The 26,133-nt window shown below is 60.7% G+C and carries 15 protein-coding genes, 1 other RNA gene, 4 pseudogenes and 1 riboswitch; of the genes and pseudogenes, 11 read left to right on the top strand and 9 right to left on the bottom strand.

Annotation, left to right across the window (positions count from 1 at the left end; all coding sequences use genetic code 11):
* Window positions 1-70: 70 nt before the first annotated feature.
* From PD885_RS16520 to PD885_RS22445, 4 genes are read right to left on the bottom strand one after another with little or no spacing between them, the layout of a single operon-like run.
* Window positions 71-328 (bottom strand): ACT domain-containing protein, encoded by a 258-nt coding sequence (locus PD885_RS16520; protein WP_002804899.1) that lies wholly within the window; start codon window positions 326-328, stop codon window positions 71-73.
* Window positions 312-2,033 carry an acetolactate synthase 2 catalytic subunit gene (gene ilvG / locus PD885_RS16515; protein ID WP_002804901.1) on the bottom strand — a complete coding sequence of 574 codons (1,722 nt, stop codon included), beginning with the start codon at window positions 2,031-2,033 and terminating at the stop codon, window positions 312-314. Before ilvG ends, PD885_RS16520 begins: the two co-directional genes overlap by 17 nt.
* A gap of 44 nt (window positions 2,034-2,077) precedes the next feature.
* Window positions 2,078-3,079 carry a ketol-acid reductoisomerase gene (gene ilvC / locus PD885_RS16510; RefSeq protein WP_002804902.1) on the bottom strand — a complete coding sequence of 334 codons (1,002 nt, stop codon included), beginning with the start codon at window positions 3,077-3,079 and terminating at the stop codon, window positions 2,078-2,080.
* Window positions 3,080-3,129: 50 nt separating this feature from the next.
* Window positions 3,130-3,252, bottom strand: coding sequence for a hypothetical protein (locus tag PD885_RS22445; RefSeq protein WP_257784594.1), 123 nt, complete (start codon window positions 3,250-3,252; stop codon window positions 3,130-3,132).
* 828 nt (window positions 3,253-4,080) lie between these two features.
* Here PD885_RS22445 and PD885_RS16505 point away from each other — a divergent pair.
* The 8 genes and pseudogenes from PD885_RS16505 (at window position 4,081) to PD885_RS16470 (ending at window position 18,477) form a co-directional block, all read left to right on the top strand.
* Window positions 4,081-5,954: pseudogene (locus tag PD885_RS16505) on the top strand (methyl-accepting chemotaxis protein).
* A 652-nt stretch (window positions 5,955-6,606) separates the two neighbouring features.
* Window positions 6,607-7,062, top strand: a complete 456-nt coding sequence (gene hap3 / locus PD885_RS16500) for an Hpa3 family type III secretion system protein (protein ID WP_082244214.1) — start codon at window positions 6,607-6,609, stop codon at window positions 7,060-7,062.
* An 89-nt stretch (window positions 7,063-7,151) separates the two neighbouring features.
* On the top strand, window positions 7,152-9,191 hold the full coding sequence (gene xopF1 / locus PD885_RS16495) for a type III secretion system effector XopF1 (RefSeq protein ID WP_145954043.1): 2,040 nt from the start codon (window positions 7,152-7,154) through the stop codon (window positions 9,189-9,191).
* Between the two features lie 460 nt (window positions 9,192-9,651).
* Window positions 9,652-9,750, top strand: a riboswitch (TPP riboswitch).
* A 114-nt stretch (window positions 9,751-9,864) separates the two neighbouring features.
* Window positions 9,865-11,742, top strand: a complete 1,878-nt coding sequence (gene thiC, locus PD885_RS16490; RefSeq protein ID WP_002804909.1) for a phosphomethylpyrimidine synthase ThiC — start codon at window positions 9,865-9,867, stop codon at window positions 11,740-11,742.
* A 423-nt stretch (window positions 11,743-12,165) separates the two neighbouring features.
* A pseudogene (locus PD885_RS16485) lies at window positions 12,166-13,325 on the top strand (winged helix-turn-helix domain-containing protein); the annotation flags it as partial.
* A 63-nt stretch (window positions 13,326-13,388) separates the two neighbouring features.
* Window positions 13,389-14,357, top strand: coding sequence for an IS5 family transposase (locus tag PD885_RS16480; protein WP_002807946.1), 969 nt, complete (start codon window positions 13,389-13,391; stop codon window positions 14,355-14,357).
* Window positions 14,358-14,645: 288 nt separating this feature from the next.
* Window positions 14,646-15,539 (top strand): helix-turn-helix domain-containing protein, encoded by an 894-nt coding sequence (locus PD885_RS16475; protein ID WP_002804910.1) that lies wholly within the window; start codon window positions 14,646-14,648, stop codon window positions 15,537-15,539.
* A 49-nt stretch (window positions 15,540-15,588) separates the two neighbouring features.
* A complete protein-coding gene (locus PD885_RS16470; RefSeq protein WP_002804911.1) occupies window positions 15,589-18,477 on the top strand; it encodes a TonB-dependent receptor plug domain-containing protein in 2,889 nt (962 codons plus the stop codon).
* Between the two features lie 324 nt (window positions 18,478-18,801).
* On the opposite strand, the gene PD885_RS16465 is transcribed toward PD885_RS16470, so the two are convergent.
* The gene (locus PD885_RS16465) at window positions 18,802-19,950 is read right to left on the bottom strand and encodes an HDOD domain-containing protein (protein ID WP_162138780.1); all 1,149 of its coding nucleotides are present in this window, start codon (window positions 19,948-19,950) and stop codon (window positions 18,802-18,804) included.
* A gap of 113 nt (window positions 19,951-20,063) precedes the next feature.
* On the bottom strand, window positions 20,064-20,600 hold the full coding sequence (gene ppa, locus PD885_RS16460) for an inorganic diphosphatase (RefSeq protein WP_002804918.1): 537 nt from the start codon (window positions 20,598-20,600) through the stop codon (window positions 20,064-20,066).
* Window positions 20,601-20,796: 196 nt separating this feature from the next.
* On the opposite strand from ppa, the gene PD885_RS16455 reads away from it, so the two are divergent.
* The gene (locus PD885_RS16455) at window positions 20,797-21,279 is read left to right on the top strand and encodes a hypothetical protein (RefSeq protein ID WP_082244217.1); all 483 of its coding nucleotides are present in this window, start codon (window positions 20,797-20,799) and stop codon (window positions 21,277-21,279) included.
* Between the two features lie 139 nt (window positions 21,280-21,418).
* Here PD885_RS16455 and PD885_RS16450 read toward each other — a convergent pair.
* Window positions 21,419-23,437, bottom strand: a pseudogene (locus PD885_RS16450) (sodium-translocating pyrophosphatase); the annotation flags it as partial.
* A gap of 250 nt (window positions 23,438-23,687) precedes the next feature.
* Here PD885_RS16450 and PD885_RS16445 point away from each other — a divergent pair.
* Window positions 23,688-24,212: a hypothetical protein gene (locus PD885_RS16445; protein WP_002804922.1), complete on the top strand. Its 525-nt coding sequence runs from the start codon at window positions 23,688-23,690 to the stop codon at window positions 24,210-24,212.
* 49 nt (window positions 24,213-24,261) lie between these two features.
* On the opposite strand, the pseudogene PD885_RS16440 reads toward PD885_RS16445, so the two are convergent.
* A pseudogene (locus PD885_RS16440) lies at window positions 24,262-24,540 on the bottom strand (type IV secretion system protein); the annotation flags it as partial.
* Between the two features lie 151 nt (window positions 24,541-24,691).
* Between PD885_RS16440 and PD885_RS16435 the strand changes: the two are divergent.
* Window positions 24,692-24,757: non-coding RNA, sX9 sRNA (locus PD885_RS16435), on the top strand.
* Between the two features lie 99 nt (window positions 24,758-24,856).
* Here PD885_RS16435 and PD885_RS16430 read toward each other — a convergent pair.
* The gene (locus tag PD885_RS16430) at window positions 24,857-26,119 is read right to left on the bottom strand and encodes a 6-phosphofructokinase (RefSeq protein ID WP_002812512.1); all 1,263 of its coding nucleotides are present in this window, start codon (window positions 26,117-26,119) and stop codon (window positions 24,857-24,859) included.
* Window positions 26,120-26,133: the final 14 nt, after the last annotated feature.

The raw sequence follows: 26,133 nt of genomic DNA, 5'->3' as shown, positions 1-26,133 counted from the left end.
CACGCGCGCGACCGATCCGGAAGAAGACACCTCCGGACAGCGGTCTGATGATCACGTGAGGTTTGATCGTTCATGCGGCGGCCTCGACCGAGTCGACTGCAGTGATCGCCACCGATTCGCAGTCGTAGACCTTTTCCAACTGCAGGCGCAGCGTTTCCGGCGGACGGATGCTGTCCACGTCCAATTGCAGATGCCAACGGCCGGCATCGTCCACAGCGGATGCGCCTTGGATGGCGCATGGGCGGAAGCCGCGGCGCTCGGTCATGCCGATCACGCGCACCAGCGCGCCTTCGGCCGACTTCAGCACCAGATCAAGCCGGTAACGCATGCGATGTCTCCTTGACGGCGAGTGCGGGATTGCTGTCCAGCATGGTGCTGTTGGCAGTGTTGGGCGGCACCAGCGGCCACACGTTGGCGCGTGCATCGATGGCGACATGCAGCAGGCCCGGGCCCGGTTGCGCCAGCAGTTCGGCCAGCGCCGCATCCACATCGCCGCGCGCGATGATGCGCTTGGCCGGAATACCAAACACCTGCGCTAACGCGGCGAAATCCGGGTTGTCGGACAAATCGATCTCGCTGTAGCGCTCGGCGAAAAACAGCTCCTGCCACTGCCGCACCATGCCCAGCGAACTGTTGTCCAGCAGCACGATTTTCACCGGCAGCTTGCAACGCGCGATGGTAACCAGCTCTTGGACATTCATCATGAAGCTGCCATCGCCTGAAACCAGCACCACGGTGCGGTCGGGGCAGGCAAACTGCGCGCCCATCGCCGCCGGCAGGCCGAAGCCCATCGTGCCCAACGCGCCGCTGGTGAGATGGTTGCGCGGATCGTTGAAGCGGCAATGCTGGGCCACCCACATCTGATGCTGACCCACATCGCAGGCGATGATGGTGTCGACCGGGGCCACTTCGCTCAGGCGCTTGAGCAGCGCTGGTGCATAGATATCGGTACCGGGCGCGTCGTAACGCGCACCGAATTTTTCGCGATTCGCAAAGCAACGCGTGCGCCATGCCTGACAGTTGCCACGTGCCGCGCTCAAGGCTTTCAGACTCACGGACACATCGCCAGGCACTGCGATGTCGGCAGTGCGCAGCTTGGAAATTTCATACGCATCGGCATCCAGATGGATGACGCGCGCGAACGGTGCGAACTCGCTCAACTTGCCGGTGGCACGGTCGTCGAAACGCGCGCCCACCACCACTAACAGATCGCATTCCTGGATTGCCATGTTGGCCGCACGCGTGCCGTGCATGCCCAGCATCCCCAGGTAATCCGGATGCGCATGCGGCAACGCACCCAGGCCGCGCAAGGTCAGCGCGGTCGGGATGCCGGTGGCTTCGACAAAGCGCCGAAACGCCTCCACCGCACCAGCCAACGCGATTCCGCCACCGCCGTACACCACCGGGCGTTCGGCACCGGCAATGGCTGCCAATGCTTCTGCCAACTTGGCGTCTTCCGGCGCCGGAGGCGGCAGCACCGCCGCCGGCACGTGATCGGGCAACTGCGAGGCATCGGCGATCTGCACGTCCTTGGGCAGGTCGATCAGGACCGGCCCAGGACGTCCTTCGCGCGCGATGCGAAAGGCCTCGCGCACCATTTCCGGAAGATCCTCCACACGCCGCACCAGAAAGCTGTGCTTGACGATCGGCATGGTCATGCCAAACACGTCCAGTTCCTGGAACGCATCGGTGCCCAGCAACGATGTGGCGACCTGGCCGGTAAGGCACACCATCGGGACCGAATCAAGCATCGCGTCGGCGATGCCGGTGACCAGATTGGACGCGCCTGGGCCGGAGGTGGCCACGCACACGCCGACCCGACCGCTGGCACGGGCGTAGCCGTTGGCGGCGAGTGCGGCGCCCTGCTCGTGACGAACCAGGATGTGCTTGAGCCTGGAGTCCACCAGGGCGTCGTAGAACGGCATGATGGTGCCGCCCGGATAACCGAACAGCGTTTCCACGCCCTCGGCTTCCAGGGCCTGCGTCAGCCAGCGCGCGCCGTTGCGGGGCGTGCTGTGTGCGGAGGTGTTCATGCGTTGCGGACCTTCGGTGTTAAGCGGTGGGGGATGCGGCGGCGTTACGCCGCTTGTTGATTCGCAGGTGTGGTGGCGGCTTGCTGTTCGCCGTTGAGCCACACCATCTTGGCGCGCAGCTTCTTGCCTACCTCCTCGATCGGATGTTCCAGATCGGCCTGCTTGAACTTGGTGTAGTTCGGCAGGCCAGCTTCGTATTCGGCCACCCAATTCTTGGTGAAAGTGCCGTTCTGGATGTCGGTCAGCACATCCTTCATGCGCGCCTTGGTACTGGCGTCGATGACGCGCGGTCCGCTGACATAGTCGCCGTATTGCGCGGTTTCAGAGACAAATTCCAACATGCGGGTGATGCCGCCTTCGTAAAACAGGTCCACGATCAACTTCAGTTCGTGCAGCACTTCGTAGTACGCGATTTCAGGCTGGTAGCCGGCTTCCACCAATACTTCAAAACCTGCCTGCACCAGCGAGGAGGCGCCGCCGCACAGTACGGCCTGCTCGCCGAACAGATCGGTTTCGGTTTCTTCCTTGAAGGTGGTCTTGATGATGTTGGCGCGCGCGCCGCCCAGACCGCCGGCATAAGTCAGCGCAAACTGCTCCGCCTTGCCGCTGGTGTCCTGATACACCGCATAGATGCACGGTACGCCACGGCCGATTTCATATTCGCGACGCACCAGCGCGCCCGGGCCCTTCGGCGCGACCAGCACCACGTCCAGATCTGCGCGCGGCTTGATCATGTCGAAATGCACGTTCAGACCATGTGCGAACAGCAGGCAGGCGCCCTGCTTCATGTTCGGCGCGATGACCTCTTCGTACAGCTTCTTCTGCACCATGTCCGGGGTCAGGATCGCAACCAGATCGGCGCCCTTCACTGCTTCGGCCGGCGCCACGACGGTGAAGCCATTGGCTTGCGCCTTGGACTCGGTCGGGCCACCGGGACGCAGCCCGATGGTGACCTCGAAGCCGGAATCGCGCAGATTCAGCGCATGCGCGCGGCCCTGGCTGCCGTAGCCGATGATCGCGATTGTCGGTTGGATGTTGTTGCTCATGAATAAGTCCTTAGCGAGTTGGCAGTGAGAAATAAGGTCAGCCGGCAGCGTCAGAGGCTGGCCGGCTGAGCAAAGAGGGGATGGACGATGGCACTGTCCGTGCCGACGCATGCACCAGTGCCGTTGCGGGCGCGGGTGGAAGACGTTGCGGCGATTTCAGTGATGTCGTTCATGTCATTCGAAACTTTTGGTGGTCCCTGAAACGCGAAACCCCGCGCCGTTGCCGGTGCGGGGTCTGATCGAAGCCTTGTGTGTCTGTTGCCTACACGAAGTCCCGTCCCGCACCGGTTGGCAAGGTAATAAGTACGAGCACGAGAAGCGAGACGGCCGACGCGCCGAAGGGCGCGGACATCAAAGCGTTCGAGGTGGTGCGGCGATCCTGCATATGCCTGAGATAACCATTGCCGTAGGTATGGTGTCAACCCTTGCGGCTGAAACGGCCGTATCTATGTGTGACGCGGCTTGCAAAGCCTCGCGGCAGCAGCATGGTTACTTATGAAACTTGATCGACGCAGCGCAGGAATCGCCAATCCCGATCCCTAATTGCGCGGTATTCAGGGTCAACGTGGCGTGCGCATCGAACCACCCAGCATGACCCGCAGGTCTGGTTGGCGATGCATTCGTTGTGGCACGGTAACCTCCTGTCATGCGTTGCGAACCTGGGGCACATGCTCGATTCCGAGCACCGGCCGCGCCCGTCTCGCGACTGCGCAGTAGTTTTATTAGAAAGTCTAACTACCGTTGCTACGATGTGTGGGAGCTGCCGCCTAACAGTCAGGGCATTGCCGAGTTGCCGATGCTCAACATTCGGGTGATCTTTGCCGACGTCCGGTATGGCGGTTACCAGGCGATCGCGCGTGAGTCGGCAAGCGTGCGGCGCCTCGTAAAGCCGCAAGGACGGGCAGATGGCCGGTAACTGAGCAAGCCCGCGCGGATGAGCGCGCTGCTCAATTCCATTCCTAATGGCTTCGATTAATTGCTTCGATTGATTAGGAATTCTCATGAGTTCGATGCAACAGCCTGATCCGCCGTCGTAAACGCATGCGGCCGTACTTCCCGATGCGCCGGCCGCCTTGCTGCGGCTGTCGGCAGAGGCCCGCTTGGTGGCGCCTGCAACCGCGCCGGCCTGGACGTGCTAGGCAAGACCGCCAGCGAGCTGCAAGGTGCACCGGCAGCGCTGCTGTGGGGACTGAGCGCGGCCGATCTGGTCGGCGAAGACGGCGTCTGGGTCGCTCCGGGCGACGACCCGGCACGGCGCGTGCGCTATCTGCGCGACCGCGAGCACGGCGGTTGAATGCCGTCGCTGCCGCACGTGGAGACCGCGGTCATATTGCGCGAAGCCACCCGCTTGGCTGAAGACAGCCGGCCGGTGCCAATCTCGCCTCTGTTGCAGCCCTTGGTTGCGCGGCTGCAAGCCGAGCACGAAGACCGCACGGTGCTCGAACGTACCGCGCAGGCACTGGCCGGCTGCGAACAGGAGTTGCTGCTGCCGCTCGGTTTGGCAGAGACCGAGATGGGCCGCCGGCTACAGGCGGGCTTCGGCAATCTGGCTGAAGCGATCCGGCAAGCCGTTGCGCTGTCGGTGCAGATCGCCGCCGAGGTGCCGCCGTTGGTGGCCGAGAACGACGAGCTGGTGCGTCGTCAGTCGCAGGCGCAGGCGCAGACTGAGGCACTCGATGGCGCGCGCGCTGCGGCGGAGCGTCTGTCGTCGAGCCTGCAGGACGTCAATGCCGAGCTGGTGCAGGTCATTGCGCTGACCAACAGTGCCGATGAAAGCGCGCGCCAAGGTGTGGCCGCGGCACACGTGCTGGGCTAGGCAATGCACGAAGTGGAGCGCCGCGGGGCACGTGCCGGAGAGGTCATCGAAGTCATTGACGCGGTGGCATTTCAGACCAATATCCTGTCGATCAACGCCAGCATCGAAGCTGCGCATACCGACCATGCCGACCATGCCGTGCGCGGCTTTGCGGTGGTCGCCACCGAATCCGCCGTTTGGCCGAACGTGCCGCAGCTGCGGCGCGCGACGTACGCGCGATCCTGGCCGAAACCAGCGCCGTGATAGGCGAGGGCGCCGCGTCCGCTCGCGGCACCGAAGCGGTGCTCGATGGCATCACCCGCGTGCTCGGGCAGGCTAGTCGCGCGATGACCAATGTGGCCGGGCGCATCCAGGCGCAAGACGGTGAGATTCGTGGCATCGAGCGTGCCGTGGACGGTGTGGTCGCGTTGGGGCGCAGCAATCTGCAACACGCCGCGCATGTGGCCGAACGCAGCGAAGCGCTGGAGCGCGGTACCGAAACCCTGCGCGATTGTGTGGGCTTGTTTCGTTTGCCTGCCGACCCGCTGCAGGTGCACAGGCACGCGCGCGTTAAGGAGCTCGCCGTGGCGACCGCGAGCAAAATCGGCACCGCATTGACGCAGGCAATTGCACGCGGCCAGATCGCCGAAGCACACCATCGCCGAAGCACACCTGTTTGCGCGCACCTATACACCGATTGGCGGCGTGGAGCCGCATAAATTCAGCACCGACTTCGATGCGGTCTGCGACGACGTATTGCCGGCGTTGCAGGAGCCGCCGCTGGATGCGCATCCGTGGATCGTGTTCGCGATCTGCGCTAATCCCGATGGCTACGTTCCAACCCACAATCTGCGCTTCACCCAGCCGCTGACCGGCGATCCCAAGCGCGATTTGCTCGGCAACCGTACCAAGCGCAAGTTTGCCGACCGTGTCGGCCGTAGTGTGGGTGCGCATACCGACCCATATCGCCTGCAGGTTTACCGTCGCGACACCGGCCAGATCATGTTCGACCTGTCTGCACCAATCTTCGTCGGGCGCAAACACTGGGGCGGTCTGCGGGTAGGGTATAGGCTGGAATGACACTGTGCAGCAGAACTTGAGTAAAGCGCCAATCTTGAACGTGCTGCATATACCGCTAAAAAGCCGCTGCACATCGGCTACAAGCGGATAGTGATGGTGCAAGGCGGTCTGGGGATGGCGCGCAGTGACCCCGTCCTTATAATAATCGAGGCAAGTATTGCGAGTCGTCGTTGGCATCGTACGCCAGCGTTTGGGCTACCCATTCAGTCGCCTGCATAACTGCCACGGAAAATTCGAATAGTAGCCACGCGAAAGTGGCCAGCACATTCTTGTAGATTACCCCATGCAATCCGAGTCCTTTAGGGTTAAAGCACTGCTTTGATAAAGAAAATTTGCGCGTGGTGACGGCAATATGAACCCTGTATTCAGGGAGTAGAAGTTTGAGGCGTTTTCCTTGATTGAGTTAATGATATATTAATTTATTGTAAGTTTGGTATATTCCAGTGTCAGCGCGGACGCTGAACGGTTGATGCGGCCATGACCGCCGCTCATTATTTTTTCGCTAAGAATCTCTGACTATGCATATGCTGCTTCGCAGCACTTCGTGCATCGCTCTTTTTCTTCGCGATAAATTTTTGAGGTATTACATGAGAGGTAGAGGATTTGCCTGCCGCAGCTAGACGATTGTATTTCTCTACCGGAGATATTTAAGGTGACCACGACTCATATTCAAATCAATCAACACGCGCCTACCAATTTCTTCATCAATCTTGGCGTCAGCCTAGGTTTGCCCGATGACCTTGTACAACGGATCGCTGCTGGCGAGGCGGTGCTTGGGCCGGCAGGGATGCTCTGCCGTGTACATATGCAGCCGCACAAGCACGCAGATACATTGGCCGCGTTTCCTGAGGTGATTCTGCCGATAGCGGCACGCGAACTAGGCGGAGACGATGTGGTGAAGCTACTCGCGCTGCAGGAGCACTTGCTGACAGAATACGGTTGGCGGCTCACGCTATCGAATCTGGGCCTGCTGTGTGTCTGTCCGTTGATCGCTGCGCACAGCGCCGAAGATGTGGCGGCGGTCTTGGACCGTGGCCAGACGATCGCGCGGTTAGCGCTGGAAGTGTTGGTAGCACAGACCGACGAATCCGCGGCGGTGGTGTCATGAAGTCTCCCGCACAGATAGGAAGCTCTTGGAGGACCCCGCAACAGTGCGTCCCCCAGGGTGATAGCGAGCAAACGAACCAAGGCGAGGTTATGGAAGAAACCTCAACATCAACGCAATCCGAGTTATTAAAGGGGCTGAGGCATCCTTCGCGCCGCATGTCGTTCAAAAACTCTGATGCGTCCAAGTTGGCGTCAGAGGGCACACTAAGCTTTACCGAATCCGGGCGTTCCTCTGATGCGTCCGGGTTCTCGTTCCAATACGTACCAAGCCGTTCCGAATTCTTGCCGGCCTCTGATGCGTCCGAGCTTATGTTCGAAACCGGATCAAGAAATTTCGGATCCTTTGGTGCCTCCGAAGCGTCCGAGTTGTCGTTTAGAAGTGCGCATACGGACTTTATGCCACCCGACTTGCAGATGTCGATCACGCCCGATATGTCAGAGCCCCAAGTGTCAGAGCCTCTAGCCAATAGCAGCGCACAGGCGCTGGAAACGTTGAAGAACACGCTACGTTCGCACCTGAGGGGTATTCGTTTTGAAGAGGAATCGACTACCCAGAGAGATCTGGAGAATCAGTATCTGCAGTGGGCGGACGCACGCTTGCAGGAGCGCGTGGCGGCATTCGGGCCAGACGCCGGATATCAGATCGGCGGCGATATGGCAGCGATAGGAGCCAAGGCCACGTTGCCGATCGCTTACGAGTGCTTGAGGAAGCTCATGATCGTAACAACGCGTCAACCATTGGGCGTGTTCACGGGCACCACCTACGATAAACACAGAATTCCTGGATCGGAACCCGTGAGTATGGCGGCCGTAGCGGCACTTGGTTCCTCGGCAGGGTCTTACGTTTGCGATACGTTTCTGGTGCCGGCGATGGACCGGCGCGCGCGCGTGGCAAATTTGCCAAGATTCAAAGCGATCGATCCAAAGGTACTGGTGCCCGACCCGCCGCCGGTCGCTCTGGAGATATCCACCCACGGCAAAAAGCGCTTCAGTGTCCGTGGCGGGCGGGACCTCGCGACGGCACAGGAGAAGGCGGATGTCTACGAGAGCCGCAAGCGGATCAGTGAATGGCAAGCGGTGCTGGAAGAAAGGTCGGTCCGCACCTTTCTGTTCAAGCCAGGGGTAAATGCGGTGGTCAACGGTGCGCGCCGGATCCCCAGCGGGCCGGCACATACGCCCATTGGTCAGACGGCGATGGCCGCGCTCGCCATCGGTAGTTGGGGGATTGCGCATCAGGCCATTCTGGAGACCGGTAAAGCCCTTGCCTGCACTGGTCAGGCGAGTGTTCCAGACCTGGTGGGTGGGCACCAGCGTCTTAATACCTTCTTGTTGTCCTTGCCGGATACGGCGCGTCCACCCACGCAATGGTCCGATGCGATCCATTTTCCACGCTATTTGCTGGAGACCGGCAAGGAGGGGATGGCGTTGGCCAAGCATGCCTGGAACACCGCCGGCGCGGTCACGGACGCGGTGAACGATGTGCTGTTCCGTCATGTGTCAGCCAATATGCTGGCCACGTTCGCCTCTACCAGCGTAGGCAGGTTTATCGCCTCGCTTTGGCGTGGTGGCAGGTATACAGCTCCGCCAAATGAAGCCGTCAACGCGCCCGCGGTACTGTTCGGACAGGGTGCGGCCACGGCCACCAATGACATGGTCTGGAATGCCGTCAAGTCCAAGAACGGTTCCTACACTGCAAACGCGACACGCTTGGACCAAGCGCGTGCTGTCGAGGCGGCCAGGCACGACCTGACGATCACAGAAACGACGCGGGCGCTAGTGGACTCGATCAGGTCCGTGTATGAAGCGCTGGACCCAGCGCGCGCGATGGAAGAGGGAAGCCCTTCACGTCAACGTCTTCAACCGTCCCATTTGCAGGCCCTATTCCGCGTGCTTGAGCAGCTGAATCTGGAGATCGATATGCAAGATGTGCCGCTGGAGAAGGTTGACGCTGCCTACAATCTTTGGCGTGAAGAAAAGGATTTTTTCAATAGCTGCATCCCATCGAAGAATAGCTCGGAGAGTATCGCCGATGCTGCCGCTGTGACCACGCTTGTTGACCAGTTGGGTACTCTCCAGCAGGCCATAAGCCAGCGTCAGCAGCTAAAGCGATGGGAGCAGGGGCGTAGCTGAGAGTGGATGTCTTTCAGATTGATGTTGCGATGTGTGCCGACTGGCTTGGAAATTGCCCGTGTCAGTTTTGGGAGCCACGATCGATCTTGATACGGCACGGCACTATGCGCGCGACGGCGCGACTATGCCGCTCGCGACACCGCGTTTTTGTTTGGATATGCTCATGGCCACTCGTGAGCCAGTTGCTCTGCGCCATCAGCCGCCAGCATTGCGCCCGCCCACGGTATCGCTGACCTGCAACATGCGCTGAACCGAAAGAAGGTACCGCTACCAGAAAAATCCGCGCATGCACGTGGTGGGTGTAAGGACACGTTCGCAACTGCGAATGCGTCAGCCAAAAAGAGCCGCGGCCATCTGTTGTGTTGATGCATTGCCCCATGTGAGCGCCGCTTGTGCGTCGGTGGCCATACCTGTGAGTGCATTAAGCACATGCTGCCGCTGCGGTGATGTGGTGTAATTAGCGGCGAAGTGGGGGTACCTCGGTCTAGCCGCGGTTGAGATAGTCCCTTCGAACCTGATCCGGCTGATACCGGCGTAGGGAAGCTTCGTTAAATGCGATGGTCCGTACCTGCACGGGCAGTCTGTGTTGAGCGCCGCCGCTTCGTCCCCACTGCGAATCCTTCGCAGACCCAGCGCCGTTGGTGCTGGTTTTCCAGCACACAGGACGAATGCCATGAATGCCGCGCCCACCGTTTTGCAGCAACAAGCCCAGTCGTTGTCCGAGGCTGTGACCCAGCCGATTCCCGGTTCCCGCAAGATCTTCGTGCAAGGCTCGCGCGCCGATCTACAGGTGCCCATGCGCGAAATCGCACTGACCCGCACCCCCACATTGTTCGGTGGCGAAGACAACCCGCCGCTCAGTGTCTACGACACCTCCGGGCCGTACACCGACCCGCATGCTGCAATCGACCTTGTCGCTGGCCTGGATCCGCTGCGCGCTGGCTGGATCGCCGAGCGTGGCGATACTGTGGCGCTGGACGGGCTGAGTTCGAACTTCGGGCGCGGCCGCGAGCACGATGTACGGCTGGATGCGGTGCGCTTCCCCGCACGGCGCTTGCCGCGGGTGGCGCGCGACGGTGCCAACGTCACCCAGATGCACTACGCACGCCGCGGCATCATCACCCCCGAGATGGAGTTCGTCGCAATTCGCGAAAACCAGCGCCTGGAGGCGGTGACCGACGCGATGCTGCGCAAGCAACATCCGGGCGAAGCCTTCGGTGCGGCGATCCAACAACGCATCACGCCGGAGTTCGTGCGCGACGAGATTGCGCGCGGTCGCGCGATCCTGCCCAACAACATCAATCATCCGGAAAGCGAGCCGATGATCATCGGCCGCAATTTTCTGACCAAGATCAACGCCAACATCGGCAATAGTGCGGTGTCCTCGGGCATTGCCGAAGAAGTCGAAAAGCTGGTGTGGTCGATCCGCTGGGGCGGCGACACGGTGATGGATCTGTCCACCGGCAAGCACATCCATGAAACGCGCGAGTGGATCATCCGCAACTCGCCTGTGCCGATCGGCACGGTGCCGATCTATCAGGCGCTGGAAAAGGTCGATGGCCGCGCCGAGGAGCTTACCTGGGAAATCTTTCGCGACACCTTGATCGAGCAGGCCGAACAAGGCGTGGACTACTTCACCATCCACGCCGGCGTGTTGTTGCGCTACGTGCCGCTTACCGCCAAACGCGTCACCGGCATCGTCTCGCGTGGTGGCTCGATCCTGGCCAAGTGGTGCTTGGCGCATCACAAGGAAAACTTTCTCTACACCCATTTTGAAGACATCTGCCAGATCATGAAGGCCTACGACGTGGCGTTCTCGCTGGGCGATGGTTTGCGCCCAGGCTGCATCGCCGATGCCAACGACGCGGCGCAGTTCGGCGAGCTGGAAACGCTGGGCGAGCTGACCAAGATCGCGTGGAAGCACGATGTGCAAACCATGATCGAAGGTCCTGGCCATGTGCCGATGCAGTTGATCAAGGAAAACATGGACAAGCAGCTGCGCGAATGCGGCGAAGCACCGTTCTATACCTTGGGGCCGTTGACCACCGATATCGCCCCCGGCTACGACCACATCACCAGCGCGATCGGCGCGGCGATGATCGGTTGGTTCGGTACCGCGATGCTCTGCTATGTCACGCCGAAGGAGCACTTGGGCCTGCCTAACCGGCAGGACGTACGTGACGGCATCATGGCCTATAAGATCGCCGCGCATGCCGCCGACCTCGCCAAGGGGCATCCGGGCGCGCAGGTGCGCGACAACGCCTTGAGCAAGGCGCGTTTCGAATTCCGTTGGGACGACCAATTCCATCTCGGCCTGGATCCGGAAAAGGCCAAGGAGTTCCACGACCAGACTCTGCCCAAGGACGCGCACAAACTGGCGCACTTCTGTTCGATGTGCGGGCCGCACTTCTGTTCGATGAAAATTACCCAGGACGTACGCGATTACGCAGCCGAGCACGGCATGGACGAAGAGCACGCGCTATCGGCGGGAATGGACGAAAAGTCGGCGCAATTTCTGGCGCAAGGCGCGCAGGTGTATCGCGCTTCGTGACAGGGTGCGGGATTGATTTCTGCGCGCGCAGTGCAGCGGCTGCTTAGGGAGAATTCAGCTTCATCCTTTGCAGATCGCACCACGGCTTGCAAGTGTCGTGGTGCGGTCGAGTTGCGAGCGTTTACGACCGACGAGGATTTCGAGCGATTTTACCTGAACCGTAGATAAAAAATCGCGCCAGAAGGCGCGAAGGATACGTCGTAATTATTTGAATGCGTCGGCGAGAGAGAGAGCCTGACGTCGCTGCCTGTTGTAGGAAGCAACGAAAAATAGAGTAAAGTTTTGTACTAAATAGATGTATGACATAGTTGGCCGTCGTCCTTTGCTGAATTTGGCGTTTCGCGCGAAACACGCAATGCGTTCTCCGTAGTCCTTGCATGCCGATGCGTGCTCTTGCCAATGAGTGTTCCTCCCGCTAATGCAATCCCATCGGGCCGGCTACGAATCGGTCAGTGCGTGGCTGATGCTGCATTGTGCGAAATTGGTGCTCTTTATGCGAGGCGTGCGCTGCGCTTGGCGCCCAAATCCTTGGCGGTGTTGCTGACTCCGATACAACAGCCAGGGCATGTGGTCACGCGCGCGCAACTGCTTGCCGAGGGGTGGCCCGACATCTTGCCGACCAACGATGTGGTGACCCAGGTGGTCACTCAACTGCGCAAGGCACTCGCCAGCAGTGACGGGCCACGCTCCGAGCACATCGAGACGATCGCCAAGACCAGGTATCGCTTGATGGCGCCGGTGAAGTGGGAAACGCAGTTGGAGACACTGACACCGATCGCTCAGGGTGCGTCTCAATCAGGACCGCCTAATCAGTTGCAACCCGATAACGGCGCGCTGCGTGCGTCCCGCAAAGTCAGCACTGCGACGCCGACAGCTCATGGCGCACCCAAACAGCCTGCGCGGCCGTCGCCCGCTGCGTCAACATCGTTGCGTCAGCGTCGCTGGATGGCCTTGGCAGTCTCCAGCGTGGCGTTATTGGTGGTGCTCGGCTTGGCTGCACGCTCGCTGTGCTTGCGCGGCCCTTCGACGGACGCCACGGCTTCGTCCGCGCTGTTGGGCAGCCCCAAGCGGCAGTATCAGGTCATCACGGCAGGCGGCGGTTTCGATCTCACGCCCAGCCTGTCGCCGGATGTGGGGGAGAGTGAACCCGCCTCGGTGCGTTTGATCGAAGGGCTGCGAGCGGATGCGCGTCAGGCCGCAGACTGGTCCGCCGACTCGCAGCGCGTGCTTGTCAGCGGCAGCGATGCGGACGGGCATGCGGCACTGTTCGAAGCGCCCCCTAGCACTGGCAAGGCAGCGAGCACCGGCAAGGCAGTGCGACTGCCGGTGCCGCAACCGCGACCATCGCAGGCGACCCACCTTCTCGATCCTAGTGGGCGCCGGAATTTATTGGTCGGCTGCGTTACCTGTTATCCAGCGACACCTGTGCCATGTATGACAGCGAGTTGCGCGGTGGTCATGGGCAGTGTCTGGATGTGGCGAAATTCACCACGATCAACGGTTTCAGCCTGGATCAGAACAACGGCGCGCGGTATGTAGCGCTAGCAGAAGAAGATGGCAGTTCGATTGCCTATATGCCGCTAAGGAACCTCTGAACAACGCACTTCAAATGCGCGACACTACACACCTACGTTGAGGAGTCATCCATGCAACTGACGTTCGGTGACGCTGAAGGTTTGGGCAAGCGCAAGCAGACTCGCCGCGAGATCTTCCTGGCCGAGATGGAGCAGGTGGTTCCGTGGAGGCATTTGCTCGGACTGATCGCGCCGCACTATCCGGTGTCGGGGCGGCCTGGTCGACAGCCGTACGCACTGGCGACGATGTTGCGGATTCATTTGCTGCAGCAGTGGTATGCGTTGAGCGATCCGGCGATGGAAGAAGCGTTGCACGAGATCCGGACCTTGCGCCGTTTTGCCCGGCTCGGCGGTTTGGACAATGTTCCCGACGAGACCACGATTCTCAACTTTCGCCGCTTGCTGGAAACCCATGGCCTTGCAGCGCGGATGCTGGAGGCCGTCAACGCGGATCTGGTGCGCAAGGGTCAGAGCCTGCGGTCCGGCACGATCGTCGATGCAACCCTGATCGCTGCGCCCAGTTCGACCAAGAACACCGACCGCGCGCGCGACCCTGAAATGCATCAGACCAAGAAAGGCAATCAGTGGTATTTCGGGATGAAGGCACCCATCGGCGTGGATGAGTTTTCCGGGCTGGTGCACCACGTCCGTTGTACGGCTGCCAATGTGGCCGATGTCACGGTGACCCACGCATTGCTGCACGGCAAAGAAGACAGTGTGTTCGGCGACAGCGGCTACACCGGTGCGGACAAACGCGAAGAACTGCAGACCTGCAAGGCTGGTTTTTTCATTGCCGCCAAGCGTTCGACGATTCAAGCCATTGGCAACAAACGCGAGCGCCGCCAGGAAGAACGTTGGGAATACTTCAAAGCAAGTGTGCGTGCGAAGGTGGAGCATCCATTCCGCGTGATCAAACGCCAGTTTGGCTACACCAAGGTCCGCTATCGCGGCCTGGCCAAGAACACCGCGCATGTGCTGACCCTGTTCGCACTATCCAATCTGTGGATGGTGCGCCGGCAGTTGCTGCCGGCCAGGGGATAATGCTGTCTGGCGCCAGCCAACGCCGCAAGAAACCGTAGAAATCGTATCGTACGCATCAACTCTGTGCGCTATTGGCACGCAGCAGGCTCGAATTTTAGAGGTCTGGTGCGTTGTTCAGACCTTCCCTAGCGGAGTGTTCTTCCGTCAGCATAGGATTCATCTCCAACCTGTTGTCCGTGTTGAGAAAAATAATTTCGTAAGTTCTTCGGAAAGGCTTCGTGTCAATCTCGGCACATCTTCGTCGGAACTTACTGACTCACGCCATCTTTTTTACAAGGCACTGCCAATATGCAACAGGTCATCACCGCAGATCGCGGACTTGCACTTTCATTGGATGGTGCCAGCGAGTTGGCCTCGACCACCTGTCTGGCAGCCTCGCGTCTGGGCAGCATCCGGACCGTTGCTTCGACATTCACGCTGTGGGTGCAGTTGCGCGGTCGAGCCTGGGTGGAATCCAAGGAAGGGCGTTTTCGTCTGCGCACCAGCGACTGGATCGCCTTCGACAAGGATTCGCATCCCACTGTGCAGACAGACCGCAGCGCGCTGTGCGTTGGCGTCAGCCTCGATGGCGACAGCTTGCAATCGCTGGCCGCATTGACCGACGCCACGCTGTATCCGGGCCGCAGCCAGCTATCGCGTAGCGATCTGCGGATCGCGTTGCGTTTGTGGCGTCATGCCGCTGCACAGAGCGGCAGCGCATCGGCACGCCCGTTGTTGCTTCACTTGGCCGCAATGCAACGCGACTTTATCGAGCAAGAACAACGTTGCCCAGGTCGCTCGCGTAGCCGCCGTCGTCAGGTGTTCGGTCGCATGCAGCGTGCGCGACTGTATCTGGAAGGCAATAGCGACCGCGTGGTGCGTATCAGCGAGCTGGCGCAGCTGACCAACTTTTCCAGTTGGTATGTCTCCAAGACCTTTCAAAGTTTGTATGAAGAGAGTCCGCAGGCTTTGTCGGCGCGTTTGCGTCTGGAGCGTGCATCCGACCTATTGCGTGATACCTCGATGATGATCGGCGAGGTTGCGGCCGCTAGCGGCTTCGACAATTGCTGCAGCTTCGCGCGTGCCTTTCGTGCGCGCTTTGGTGTCTGCGCATCGCACTACCGCGATCAAACGGAAAATTCGCCAGATTCGGCAAAGCCACGGAACGCGACGCGCAAAGCCACGGTGTTTACGCAATCGTAACTTGGACGGAGGCGCTTAACGTGCCACTAACGAATCCTTGGAGAGATTGATGAACCTTCGCACTTCCGCAGTGCGGCTGGGCTTGTTGCCCGCCGGTATTGCGATCGCGTTGACGCCGGCATTCGCTGCCAATGCACAAGAGCAGTCCGCACCGTCGACCACGACGTTGGACCGCATTGAAATTACCGGCTCGCGCATCCGCTCGGTTGACGTGGAAACCGCACAGCCGGTGTTTACCGTCACCCAGCAGGACATTCAGAAGTCGGGCCTTGTCAGCGTTGGCGACATCCTCCAGAACTTGTCGATTGCTGGTACGCAGACCTACAGCAAGGCATCAGTGCTGACCTCCGATCCGGAACAGGGCGGCCAGTACGTCAACCTGTATAACCTGGGTGAGAACCGTACCCTGGTGCTGGTGAACGGCAAGCGTTGGACCAGCAGCCTGTCTGGCCTGAGCGACATGTCCACGATTCCGAGCGCGCTGATCGAGCGCATCGAAGTCTTGAAGGACGGCGCTTCGGCGATCTATGGTTCCGACGCAGTGGCCGGTGTAGTCAACATCATCCTGCGCCACAATTACGACGGCGCAGAAGCGTCGGCGTACTTCGGCCAGAACGGCCGTGGTGATGGTTCCAAGGAGCAGTATTCCTTCACCGCAGGTACCACCAACGAGCGTTCGTCACTGGTGTTTGGCGTCAACTACACCCAGGAGGATCCAGTGTGGGCCAGGGCTCGCGCGCTGACTCGTTACTCGTCTGGCCCGAACCACATCGAAGAAAGCCTGAGCGCGACCGGCCCGTGGGGCCGTTTCACCTCCGACGACCAAACCTACATCCTCAACCACACCGGCTCGTTCGATGGTAGCGGCGTCGGCGCAGACTCGCGCAACCTTGCCAACTACCACAACGAGATCACCACCGACGATTACTACAACAGCGTCAACCAGATGATGTTGCAGCAGTCCAGCAAGAACAAGTCGGTCTTCACAAGCGGCAGCTACAACATCACCGACAGCATCACCTTCAAGTCGACGGCGATGTATTCCGAGCGCGAGTCAAACCGTCAGATTGCCGGCTATCCTCTGCAGGCCGCATCGCAGCCGCAGTTCCCGGTGGCGATCAGCGGCAGCAGCTACTACAACCCGGTCGGCCAAGACATCAACAGCTGGTTCCGCCGTATCGTCGAGTTGCCGCGCACCACCGAGAGCAACGTCAAGTCCACCCACCTCGATGCAGCGCTGGAAGGCGTGCTCGATGTCGGCAGTCACGGCTGGAACTGGGACGTCGGTTTCAACTACAACAAATACGACGTGACTCAGGTCTCGCGCGGCAACATCAACCTGTTGGCGTTGCAGAAGGCGATCGGTCCGTCGTTCCTCAATGCACAGGGCCAGGTGCAGTGCGGTACTGCGGCCAGCCCGCTACCGCTGGGCACCAGCAATGCGCTGGGCCAGTGCACCCCGTTCAACGTCCTGGGCGGCCCGTCGGCCTCCACCCCGGACGCCCTGCAGTACATCAATGCGCTGGGTCAGGCAACGCAGCAGAGCCTGAGCAAGCAGTGGAATGCCAACATCACCGGTGGCCTATTCGATTTGCCGGCAGGTGAGCTGGGCTTCGCTGCCGGTGTCGAACACCGTGAAATCAGCGGCTACGATTATCCGGACATGCTGTCCAGCGCCGGTTACACCACCGATCTGGCCGCACAGGCAACCGAAGGTAGCTACCAGACTAACGAAGCCTATCTGGAGTTCTTGATTCCGGTACTGAAGGATCTGCCGGGCGCCAAGCAACTGTCGTTCGACGTCGCTGCGCGTTACAGCAACTACAGCCGCTTCGGCGATACCACCAACAGCAAGTTCAGCTTCACCTGGAAGCCGATCGACGACCTGCTGGTGCGTGGTACCTACGGCACCGGCTTCCGGGCGCCGACGCTGGCCGACACCTTCGGTGGTGGCTCGCAGACGTTCGACACCTTCACCGATCCGTGCGATGCGACCTTCGGTTCGTTGGGCAACAGCGGGGTGGCAGCACGCTGCGCTGGCGCAGGCCTGCCAGCTGACTTCCGTCAGACCGATAGTGCTGGCAACCCGGTGGCCCGTCGCGATGTACAGGGCAATGCGCCTTTCAATTCTGGCGTCGGCAATGCCGAGCTGGAGCCGGAACGCAGCATTACCCGCACCGTCGGCATGGTCTATAGCCCGCACTGGGTGCAGGGTCTGGACTTCTCGCTAGATTGGTACCGGATCTCGATCTCCAACATCATTACGTTGTTGTCGGCCGATGATGTGTTGAACAATTGCTACCTCAATAATCTGGAAAGCTACTGCGCCGACTTCGGTCGCGATGCGGTGACCGGTCAGGTCACAACGCTGAGCCGTGGCAACGTCAACCTGGGTCGTCTGGAAACCGAAGGCTATAACTTCGGCGTGCGTTACCGTTTGCCTGAAATGGGTATCGGCAAGTTCGTCGTCAACCTCGACACCAACTACCTGACCACTTACAAATCTCAGGCCGAGTCTGGTGCCGAGTGGCAGAACTATGCCGGTTATTGGAACTACCCGCGCGTGCGAGCTACGTTGGGTGTGGGTTGGTCGCGTGATGCGTTGTCGGCCAGCTGGGATCTGCGTTACTACGGTGGCTTCCGTGACTACTGCTGGGATGCCGCGGCTGGTATCGAGTGCAACGACCCCAGCTACCAGACGTCCAACCCGGCATGGGGCGGCGGTAACGGAGCCAACAAGAAGGGCTCGATCTCCTATCAGGACGCCTCTGTCAGCTGGCAGGCTCCATGGAACGGCAGCGTGACCATCGGCGCACGCAACGTGTGGAACAAGAAGCCGCCGATCACCTACTCGATCACCAACAGCAGCACCGCTGCGATCGATCCGATGCTCGATTACGACCGATTCCTGTTCATGCAGTACAACCAGCGCTTCTGATCATCTAAGCGTCGTAAGGTTTTAAAGAAAAGCGGGCCGAAAGGCCCGCTTTTTCTGTGGTTCGCTTAAAGTCGCGTGTGATTGCGTGCGAGATATGGCGGGGTCATTGCCAAGAGGCGTGCCTTGTTAAGCGCGCTTTTTCGGCATCCTACGGAATCATCGATATCGGTACATATCGATTGCCTCCATGCTTGCTGAGGTGCACACCGGAGCGCTGCATATGCATCTGTACAGTGCAGTCGAAAGAACGCCTCGAAAGAACTCAAAGAAAAAGGGCGCGACCATGTCGCGCCTTTTTTGTTCATCAACCGCATTACCATCCACTCACGCATCGGCAAGCCCCAATAACGTATCAGCCTGCTCGCGCCAGACCGGCAAGCGGGTGATGACGCCTACCTTGGTCAGATACTCTTCGTCCACAGTTTCGCCGCTGGCCAGTGCCGTTGCAACATGCACCGCACCGGTCACCCAGAAACTGCGCAGGCTGGAGCGCTGAGGGTTGCGATAGAAGGCCACCGCTTCGATGATCGGCATCGGCAGGCCCCATAGACCGAGCAGGTACGCACCGGCTTCGGTGTGACCAGGGCGCTCGTCGCCCCCTTCCAGCGGCGGTCCGCGCTCGTCGCGAACTCCAGGCAGCAACAGGCCGATATCGGCCAGAAGCGCGGCGGTGGAGCCGAGTTCTGCACTGGTTGGCGGCAGTATCTTGGCCGCCAAGCGCGAGGAGAGCAGGGCGCGGCGCTGCATTGCGCTGCGCTCGGCCGGAGCGAGGGTCTGCACCGAGAATACTTCGCTGGCCAGCACCAGATCGCGCAATGTCGCCACGCCCAGGCGGGTCACTGCCGTGCGCAGATCGGTGATGCTGCTGCCGCCGGAAAAGAAGGCCGAATTGCACAGCTGCAACACCTTGGCCGCGATCGCCGGGTCGCCGGCGATCAGCTTGGCAATGTCCGCCGCATCGGCGCCATCGTCTTCTTCCAGCGCGTGCATCAGACTCAGATAAAGGTGTGGTGGCGACGGCAGTTTTTCGATACGTCCGATCGCTGCGCGCAGACGCGGGTTGCTGAGCAGATCGCGCAACTCTTCCAGGCTGATGACCGCTTCGAGCAGCACTTCCGGCGCCAACGGCATCGGCAGGAAGCGATGCGCCACGCCGATGATGCGGGCGGGCGGCGTGCGCTGGCCGTCTTGCCCATCGATCAAGGCGATGCGAATGGTGTCCGGGCGCAGCGTACGAATCTGCCCCAGCAATGTGGCGGCAGTGAGGTCCGCCAACACGGGGGCGACGATGACCGCATCGAACGGCGACAGTACGGTAGCTTCAATCGCCGAATTTCCGTCGGCCACCTGCTGTGTCTGCCACTGGTCGCCGATATCGGCAACATAGTCGATAAGGTCGGACGGAAGACTTGCTTCGTCCCCAACAAACAGAATACGCAAGGCGCTTCCCCAAGAGTCACCGGTGACAGGCACCGGCCAGACGCTGCCGGCAATGTACCCAATCTGCCGACGGCGGTCATCGGGATCACGCCAGAAGCGTGATCCCGATCGCTTCGCGTCTGCTGGTGTGCATCACGGTTGATGGATCAGGGGGCGTCGGAATTATAGCGCTCTACCGACTCCACCAGAATGCGCTTGGCCTCGGCCGCGCCGCCCCAACCGTCCAGCTTGACCCACTTGCCCTTCTCCAAATCCTTGTAATGCTCAAAGAAATGGCCAATACGTTCCATCCAGTGGCTGGACACCTGGTCGATGTCTTCGATGTGCGCGTAGCCGGAGAAAATCTTCTCGATCGGCACGGCTAGGATCTTTTCGTCGCTGCCGGCCTCGTCGCTCATACGCAGCACGCCTACCGGACGGCAACGCACCACCGAGCCCGGAACCAGCGGCAGCGGCAACACCACCAGCACATCGGCCGGGTCGCCGTCGCCGCACAGGGTGTTGGGCACGTAGCCGTAATTGCAGGGATAGCGCATCGGGGTCGACAGGATGCGGTCGACGAAGATCGCGCCGCTGGCCTTGTCCACTTCGTACTTGACCGGCTCGGAATCCTTCGGGATCTCGATGACGACGTTGATTTCTTCCGGCAGATTTTTGCCAGAGGTGACCAGTTCAAGGCCCATGCGGGTAGCTCCGAGGCGTCAGCTGTGTGTGGAACACGATTCTACGCGTTCGGCTGTTGCGCTGCAGCGATACTGAATGGGCAATGTTCTGACGGTCGAGCGCGGCATAGCCCGCGTTCATCGCGAGGAGGTCGCCGATCATTACAACCAACACTGCGGTGCACGCTACAGGCTCATCCATTGTTCGGGAATCGCCATGTCCAGGCTCGCGCGTTTGCTCGTCGTATTGCTGCTGTCCCTCATCGCACAGCTTGCCGCCGCGGAAACGCCACCGCCGACCTTCGTGGACGCGGTGGACTGGCCGGCCAATGGCGAAGGCTGGGAGGCGTTCATCGATCTGGAACAGCGTCTGGATCACGACTTCGACCAGATTTGCGGCGACACCTTTTGCGGCGGCGAGTTCAGCGACTATCAGCCGCTGCGCTTCCGTTGCTCGGTGCATCGTGTGACCGGGGTGGTGCGCAGCTGCATCTGGACATTTGGTGCCAGCGAGCTCAGCGTCGATCCCCGCAGCGGGTTCCTACACTCGGATAGCCGGGTCTGGCGCTGCACGGCGCCATTGAAGGATGGGACCCGCCTGGACGAGATGTATCGCACGCTTGGGGTAAACAATCCGCTGTTCGAGCCGCTGCCGAACGGCGCGTCGCCGATCTACGACGGATTGATCGGTTGCCTTTGAGCCTGATGTTAGAGGGCTGCACATGGTCGTGCAGCCTTTCGCGCCCTCCAGCTAATTCATGGGGCGCGCTTGGTCGGTGGGTAAGTGCGATTGCGGCGTTAACCACAGCGTTGGGTTGGCTCCAAACAGTGCGTACGTCTGGGACCAACAGCAAAGCCACGATATTGATGATCTTGATCAGCGGATTGATCGCAGGCCCGGCAGTGTCCTTGTACGGGTCACCGACCGTGTCGCCAGTGATTGCAGCTTTGTGTGCCTCGCTGCCCTTGCCGCCGAAGTGGCCGTCTTCGATGTACTTCTTGGCGTTGTCCCAGGCACCGCCGCCAGTGGTCATGGAAATCGCCAGGAACAAGCCGGTCACGATTCTGCCGATCAGCAAGCCACCCAGTGCGCGTGGGCCGAGCAGCGGCCCGACCACGACGGGAGCGACGAGCGGCAGTAGCGAAGGCACGATCATTTCGCGGATTGCCGAGCGGGTCAGCATGTCCACCGCGCGGTCGTATTGCGGTTTGGCGGTGCCGGCCATGATGCCGGGGATCTCGCGGAACTGGCGACGCACTTCCTCGACCACTGCCCCTGCCGCGCGGCCCACCGCTTCCATCGCCATCGCCCCGAACAGATACGGGATCAGTCCGCCGATCAACAAGCCGATGATCACCGTGTGGTTGGACAAATCAAACGTGAACGCTACGTTGGGATTGGCCGCCTGCAGGTTGTGGGTGTAGTCGGCAAACAGCACCAGTGCAGCCAGCGCTGCCGAGCCCATCGCATAGCCCTTGGTCACTGCTTTGGTGGTGTTTCCCACCGCATCCAGCGGGTCGGTGATGTTGCGTACTTCTGGCGGCAACTCGGCCATTTCGGCAATACCGCCGGCGTTGTCGGTGATCGGCCCGTAGGCGTCCAGCGCAACGATCATGCCGGCCATCGACAACATCGCTGTTGCAGCGATCGCAATGCCGTACAACCCGCCAAAGTGGAATGCGCCCCATATCGCGGCACACACTGCGATGACAGGCAGCGCAGTGGATTTCATCGAGACGCCCAAGCCGGCAATGATGTTGGTGCCATGACCGGTGGTGCTCGCTGCTGCAACATGCTGCACCGGCTTGTATTGGGTGCCGGTGTAATACTCGGTGATCCACACGATCAAGCCGGTGAGCACCAGGCCGATCAATGCGCAGGCATACAACGACGTGGCGCCGTGGCTGTTGTCGCGCATCAGCGACTGGGTGATCGGCCAATAGGCGAGCGCAGTAAGCACGCCGGAAACGATCACGCCTTTGTAAAGCGCGCCCATGATCGAGCCACCTGCTGCGACCTCGACGAGGGCCGCGCCGACGATCGAGGCGATGATCGACACACCACCGAGTACCAGCGGATACAGCACCGCGTGTGGCCCGGTTTCGGTAAGCGTCAAATTGCCGAGCAGCATGGTAGCGATCACGGTGACCGCATAGGTTTCGAACAGATCCGCCGCCATGCTCGCGCAGTCGCCGACGTTGTCGCCGACATTGTCCGCGATCACCGCCGGATTACGCGGGTCGTCCTCGGGAATGCCGGCTTCGATCTTGCCGACCAGATCCGCGCCTACGTCTGCGCCCTTGGTGAAAATACCACCACCCAAACGCGCGAAGATCGAAATCAACGACGACCCGAACGCCAATCCAACCAGCGCATGCAGGTTCTCTTCCAGTGGCAAGCCCATCGCTTGCAGTACCGCGTAGTAACCGGCCACGCCGAGCAGGCCAAGGCCCACCACCAACATGCCGGTGATGGTGCCGCCACGGAACGCCACATCCATCGCCTTGCCGATGCCATGCCGTGCGGCCTCGGCAGTACGCACGTTGGCGCGCACCGAGACATTCATGCCGATATAGCCGGCCAGTCCCGACAACACTGCGCCGATCGCGAAGCCGATCGCTGTGTACCAGCTCCAGAACAGCCCAACCAGCACGAACAGCACGCCGCCGGCAATCGAAATGGTGAGGTATTGCCTGTTGAGATAGGCACGCGCGCCTTCCTGGATCGCGGCGGCGATCTCCTGCATTCGTGCATTGCCTCCCGGCTGCGCGATTACCCAGCGTGCCGACACAATCCCATAGATGAGTGCCAAGACCGCACAACCCAGCGCAAGCGGTAACCCGTAGTGTTCCAGCATGACCCCTCCCAAGAGAATGGACGTTGTCCGGTCGGGAAGAACCAAAGGCGATGCACGCGACGAGTGGAACGGCGAATACGGACTCGACGGCCGCAAGGACCGTAATGCGCGTCGCGATGTTCATGTGGCCGGATTGTAATCGAGTATGCGCCGCACCTTGCGGAGCTGCCACCACTGCAGCTTTGGCGCCTCGTTCAGTCGCGGCATGACAGCCTGCGGCCAACGTAATTCGGTTAATCCAGGAGTGTCTATGTCCAACTATGCTGCGTCCAAATATGCTGTGATGATTGCAGCGCTGATGCTCACCACCCACGCGTTTGGGGCCGAACCAACGCCTGAACTAAAACAGCGCGCACCCGGCACCGCACAAGCGGTCGGTGCCGTGCACACCTTGCGTCAGATCCCCGAAGCCTGTGCCCGCCTCGAAGGTGTGTTCACCGGAAATGCAACCCAGCCGTACACCTTCTCGGTGGTACGCAGCAGCCCCACCTGCCAACCGCGCGCACGCTTCGTGGATTTCGCCAAGGTCGCGCCCAGTGCTGCATCGGGATGGATCTTCAACGACGTGATCCGCGTCCCGAGCGCAGCCTGCCCGGCACAGCAGGCGGTAGTGCGCGTCTGGCGCAAGCCGTTGGATGTCAGGCCGCAACTCGATGGACAGGGGCAGTCGCGCATCTATCTGGAAGACGCCAAGCAACAAGCCACGGCCGGAAAGATTCCGCAGGTGCCAATGTTCGCTGCGCAGATGACGGTGGAGGGCAAGGCTTGCAATTGAAATTTCAGCGCTTCGGACTTTCGACGCGCCGTGGACACTGGGACCTGGCGATCATGCCGACGTTGCCGGCCTTGATCATCGTTGCCATCGCACTCTCACGCGGTTGCCCGGTGGCGATGCGGTAGCTCAGGATCAGCACCCATAGCGTGGTCACCGTCAGCGCGACGGTGCAGACCCAGCCCATGGAGCGGCTTATGAGCTTCAGGCCGAACGCTTGAATCTCGGTGTTGAAGTAGTCGTTGACCAGTTTGAAGAAAACGAAGTCCCCGAGTTTGGCGTCCGCAATGGGCTGCAGCCAGCTCGTCAGTCTGGCCTCGGCAGAACGAATTTGTCGCCCAGGTCGGGCTTGCGAAACTGCGGCTGCTGCAATTGGATGAGTTGCCGCTGAGAGCGGTCAAGCTGTTGCTGATACTGCTTGAGCGTGTCGCAAAACGACTGCGCTCACCGCCAGGCGGGCGCGGCCGGTGCTCGGAATCGGCATGTGCCACGCGTGCACTGCGTGCCTCCGCGCCGACCTGGCGACTGCTCGCTACATTTTGGTAGACACTCTTATTCATACAAACGCATACCTGCGAACGATTGGCCGCCGGCTTCGCGACGATAGTCACCTGCTGGGCCATTATCTTTCTCAAGGGATCGCCACATTATGATTCACCCTCCCAAGCCGGCAATTTCTTGGGCACAGCGACGTTCTTCAACGTCACATACTTCGGCAGACCATCGCCGCCGTAGGCCAATGGAGCTTCGCCCTTAATCAACGGAGCGAGGTAGCGGCGTGCGCGTTCGGTGATACCGAAGCCGTCCTTGCGCAGGAAGCTGGGGGGCATCTTCTTTTCGTGGTTGGCTACCTTGTGCAGTGGGGCGGGTACGATCTTCCAGCGATACGGAGCATCACTGACGCGTTCGATCACCGGGATCACTGCATTCATGCCGTTGAGCGCGTACTGCACCGCGGCCTTGCCGACGGCCTGCGCCTGCTCCCAGTCGGTCTTGGAGGCCAGGTGGCGTGCGGAGCGTTGCAGATAATCGGGCAGCGTCCAGTGCACTTTATAGCCGAGTTCCTGTTTGACCTGCGCGGCGAGGAACGAGGCGACTCCGCCGAGTTGTGCGTGGCCGAACGAGTCGGTCGCGCCGCCTGCATCGGTGACGAATTTGCCGTGTGCGTCCTGGATGCCTTCGCTGGCCACCACCACACACCAGCCCACCTTTTCCACCACCTGTTTGACCTTGGCCAGGAACGCGGCCTGATCGTAGGCACGCTCGGGCAGCAGGATGATCTGCGGCGCGTCGTCCTGACCTTGACCGGCCAAGCCTGCTGCAGCAGCCAGCCAGCCAGCGTGACGGCCCATCGTTTCGTAGATGAAAACCTTGGTTGAAGTGTCGGCCACTGCGGCGACATCCAATGCGGCCTCGCGCACCGACACCGCGGTGTATTTGGCCGCCGAGCCGAAGCCGGGGCAGGTGTCGGTGACTGCAAGGTCGTTGTCTATGGTTTTGGGCACGCCGATGCAGTGCAGCGGGTAGCCATAGGCTTTGGCCAGCTGCGAGACCTTCCATGCGGTATCGGCCGAATCGTTGCCGCCGTTGTAGAGGAACCAGCGCACATCATGCGCACGCAGCACATCCAGCAGGCGCTCGTATTTGGCGCTATCTTCTTCCAGCGACTTGAGCTTGTAGCGGCACGAGCCGAACGCGCCGCCTGGCGTCTGCGCCAGCGCGGCGATCGCGGTGGCCGATTCTTTCGATGTGTCGATCAGCTCCTCGCGCAATGCGCCCAGGATGCCGTTGCGTGCGGCCAGCACTTTGATCTTGCGGGCGCGCGCTTCGGTGATGACACCGGCAGCGGTGGCGTTGATGACGGCGGTGACGCCGCCGGATTGGGCATACAACAAGTTGCCAATGGTCATCGGGGAACAGGCTC

It is taken from the genome of Xanthomonas fragariae, from assembly GCF_900183975.1.
In the GTDB taxonomy this organism is placed as follows: Bacteria; Pseudomonadota; Gammaproteobacteria; order Xanthomonadales; family Xanthomonadaceae; genus Xanthomonas; species Xanthomonas fragariae.
The sequence above is the reverse complement of the archived record's forward strand: the minus strand, read 5'-3'. Positions and strand labels throughout refer to the sequence as shown.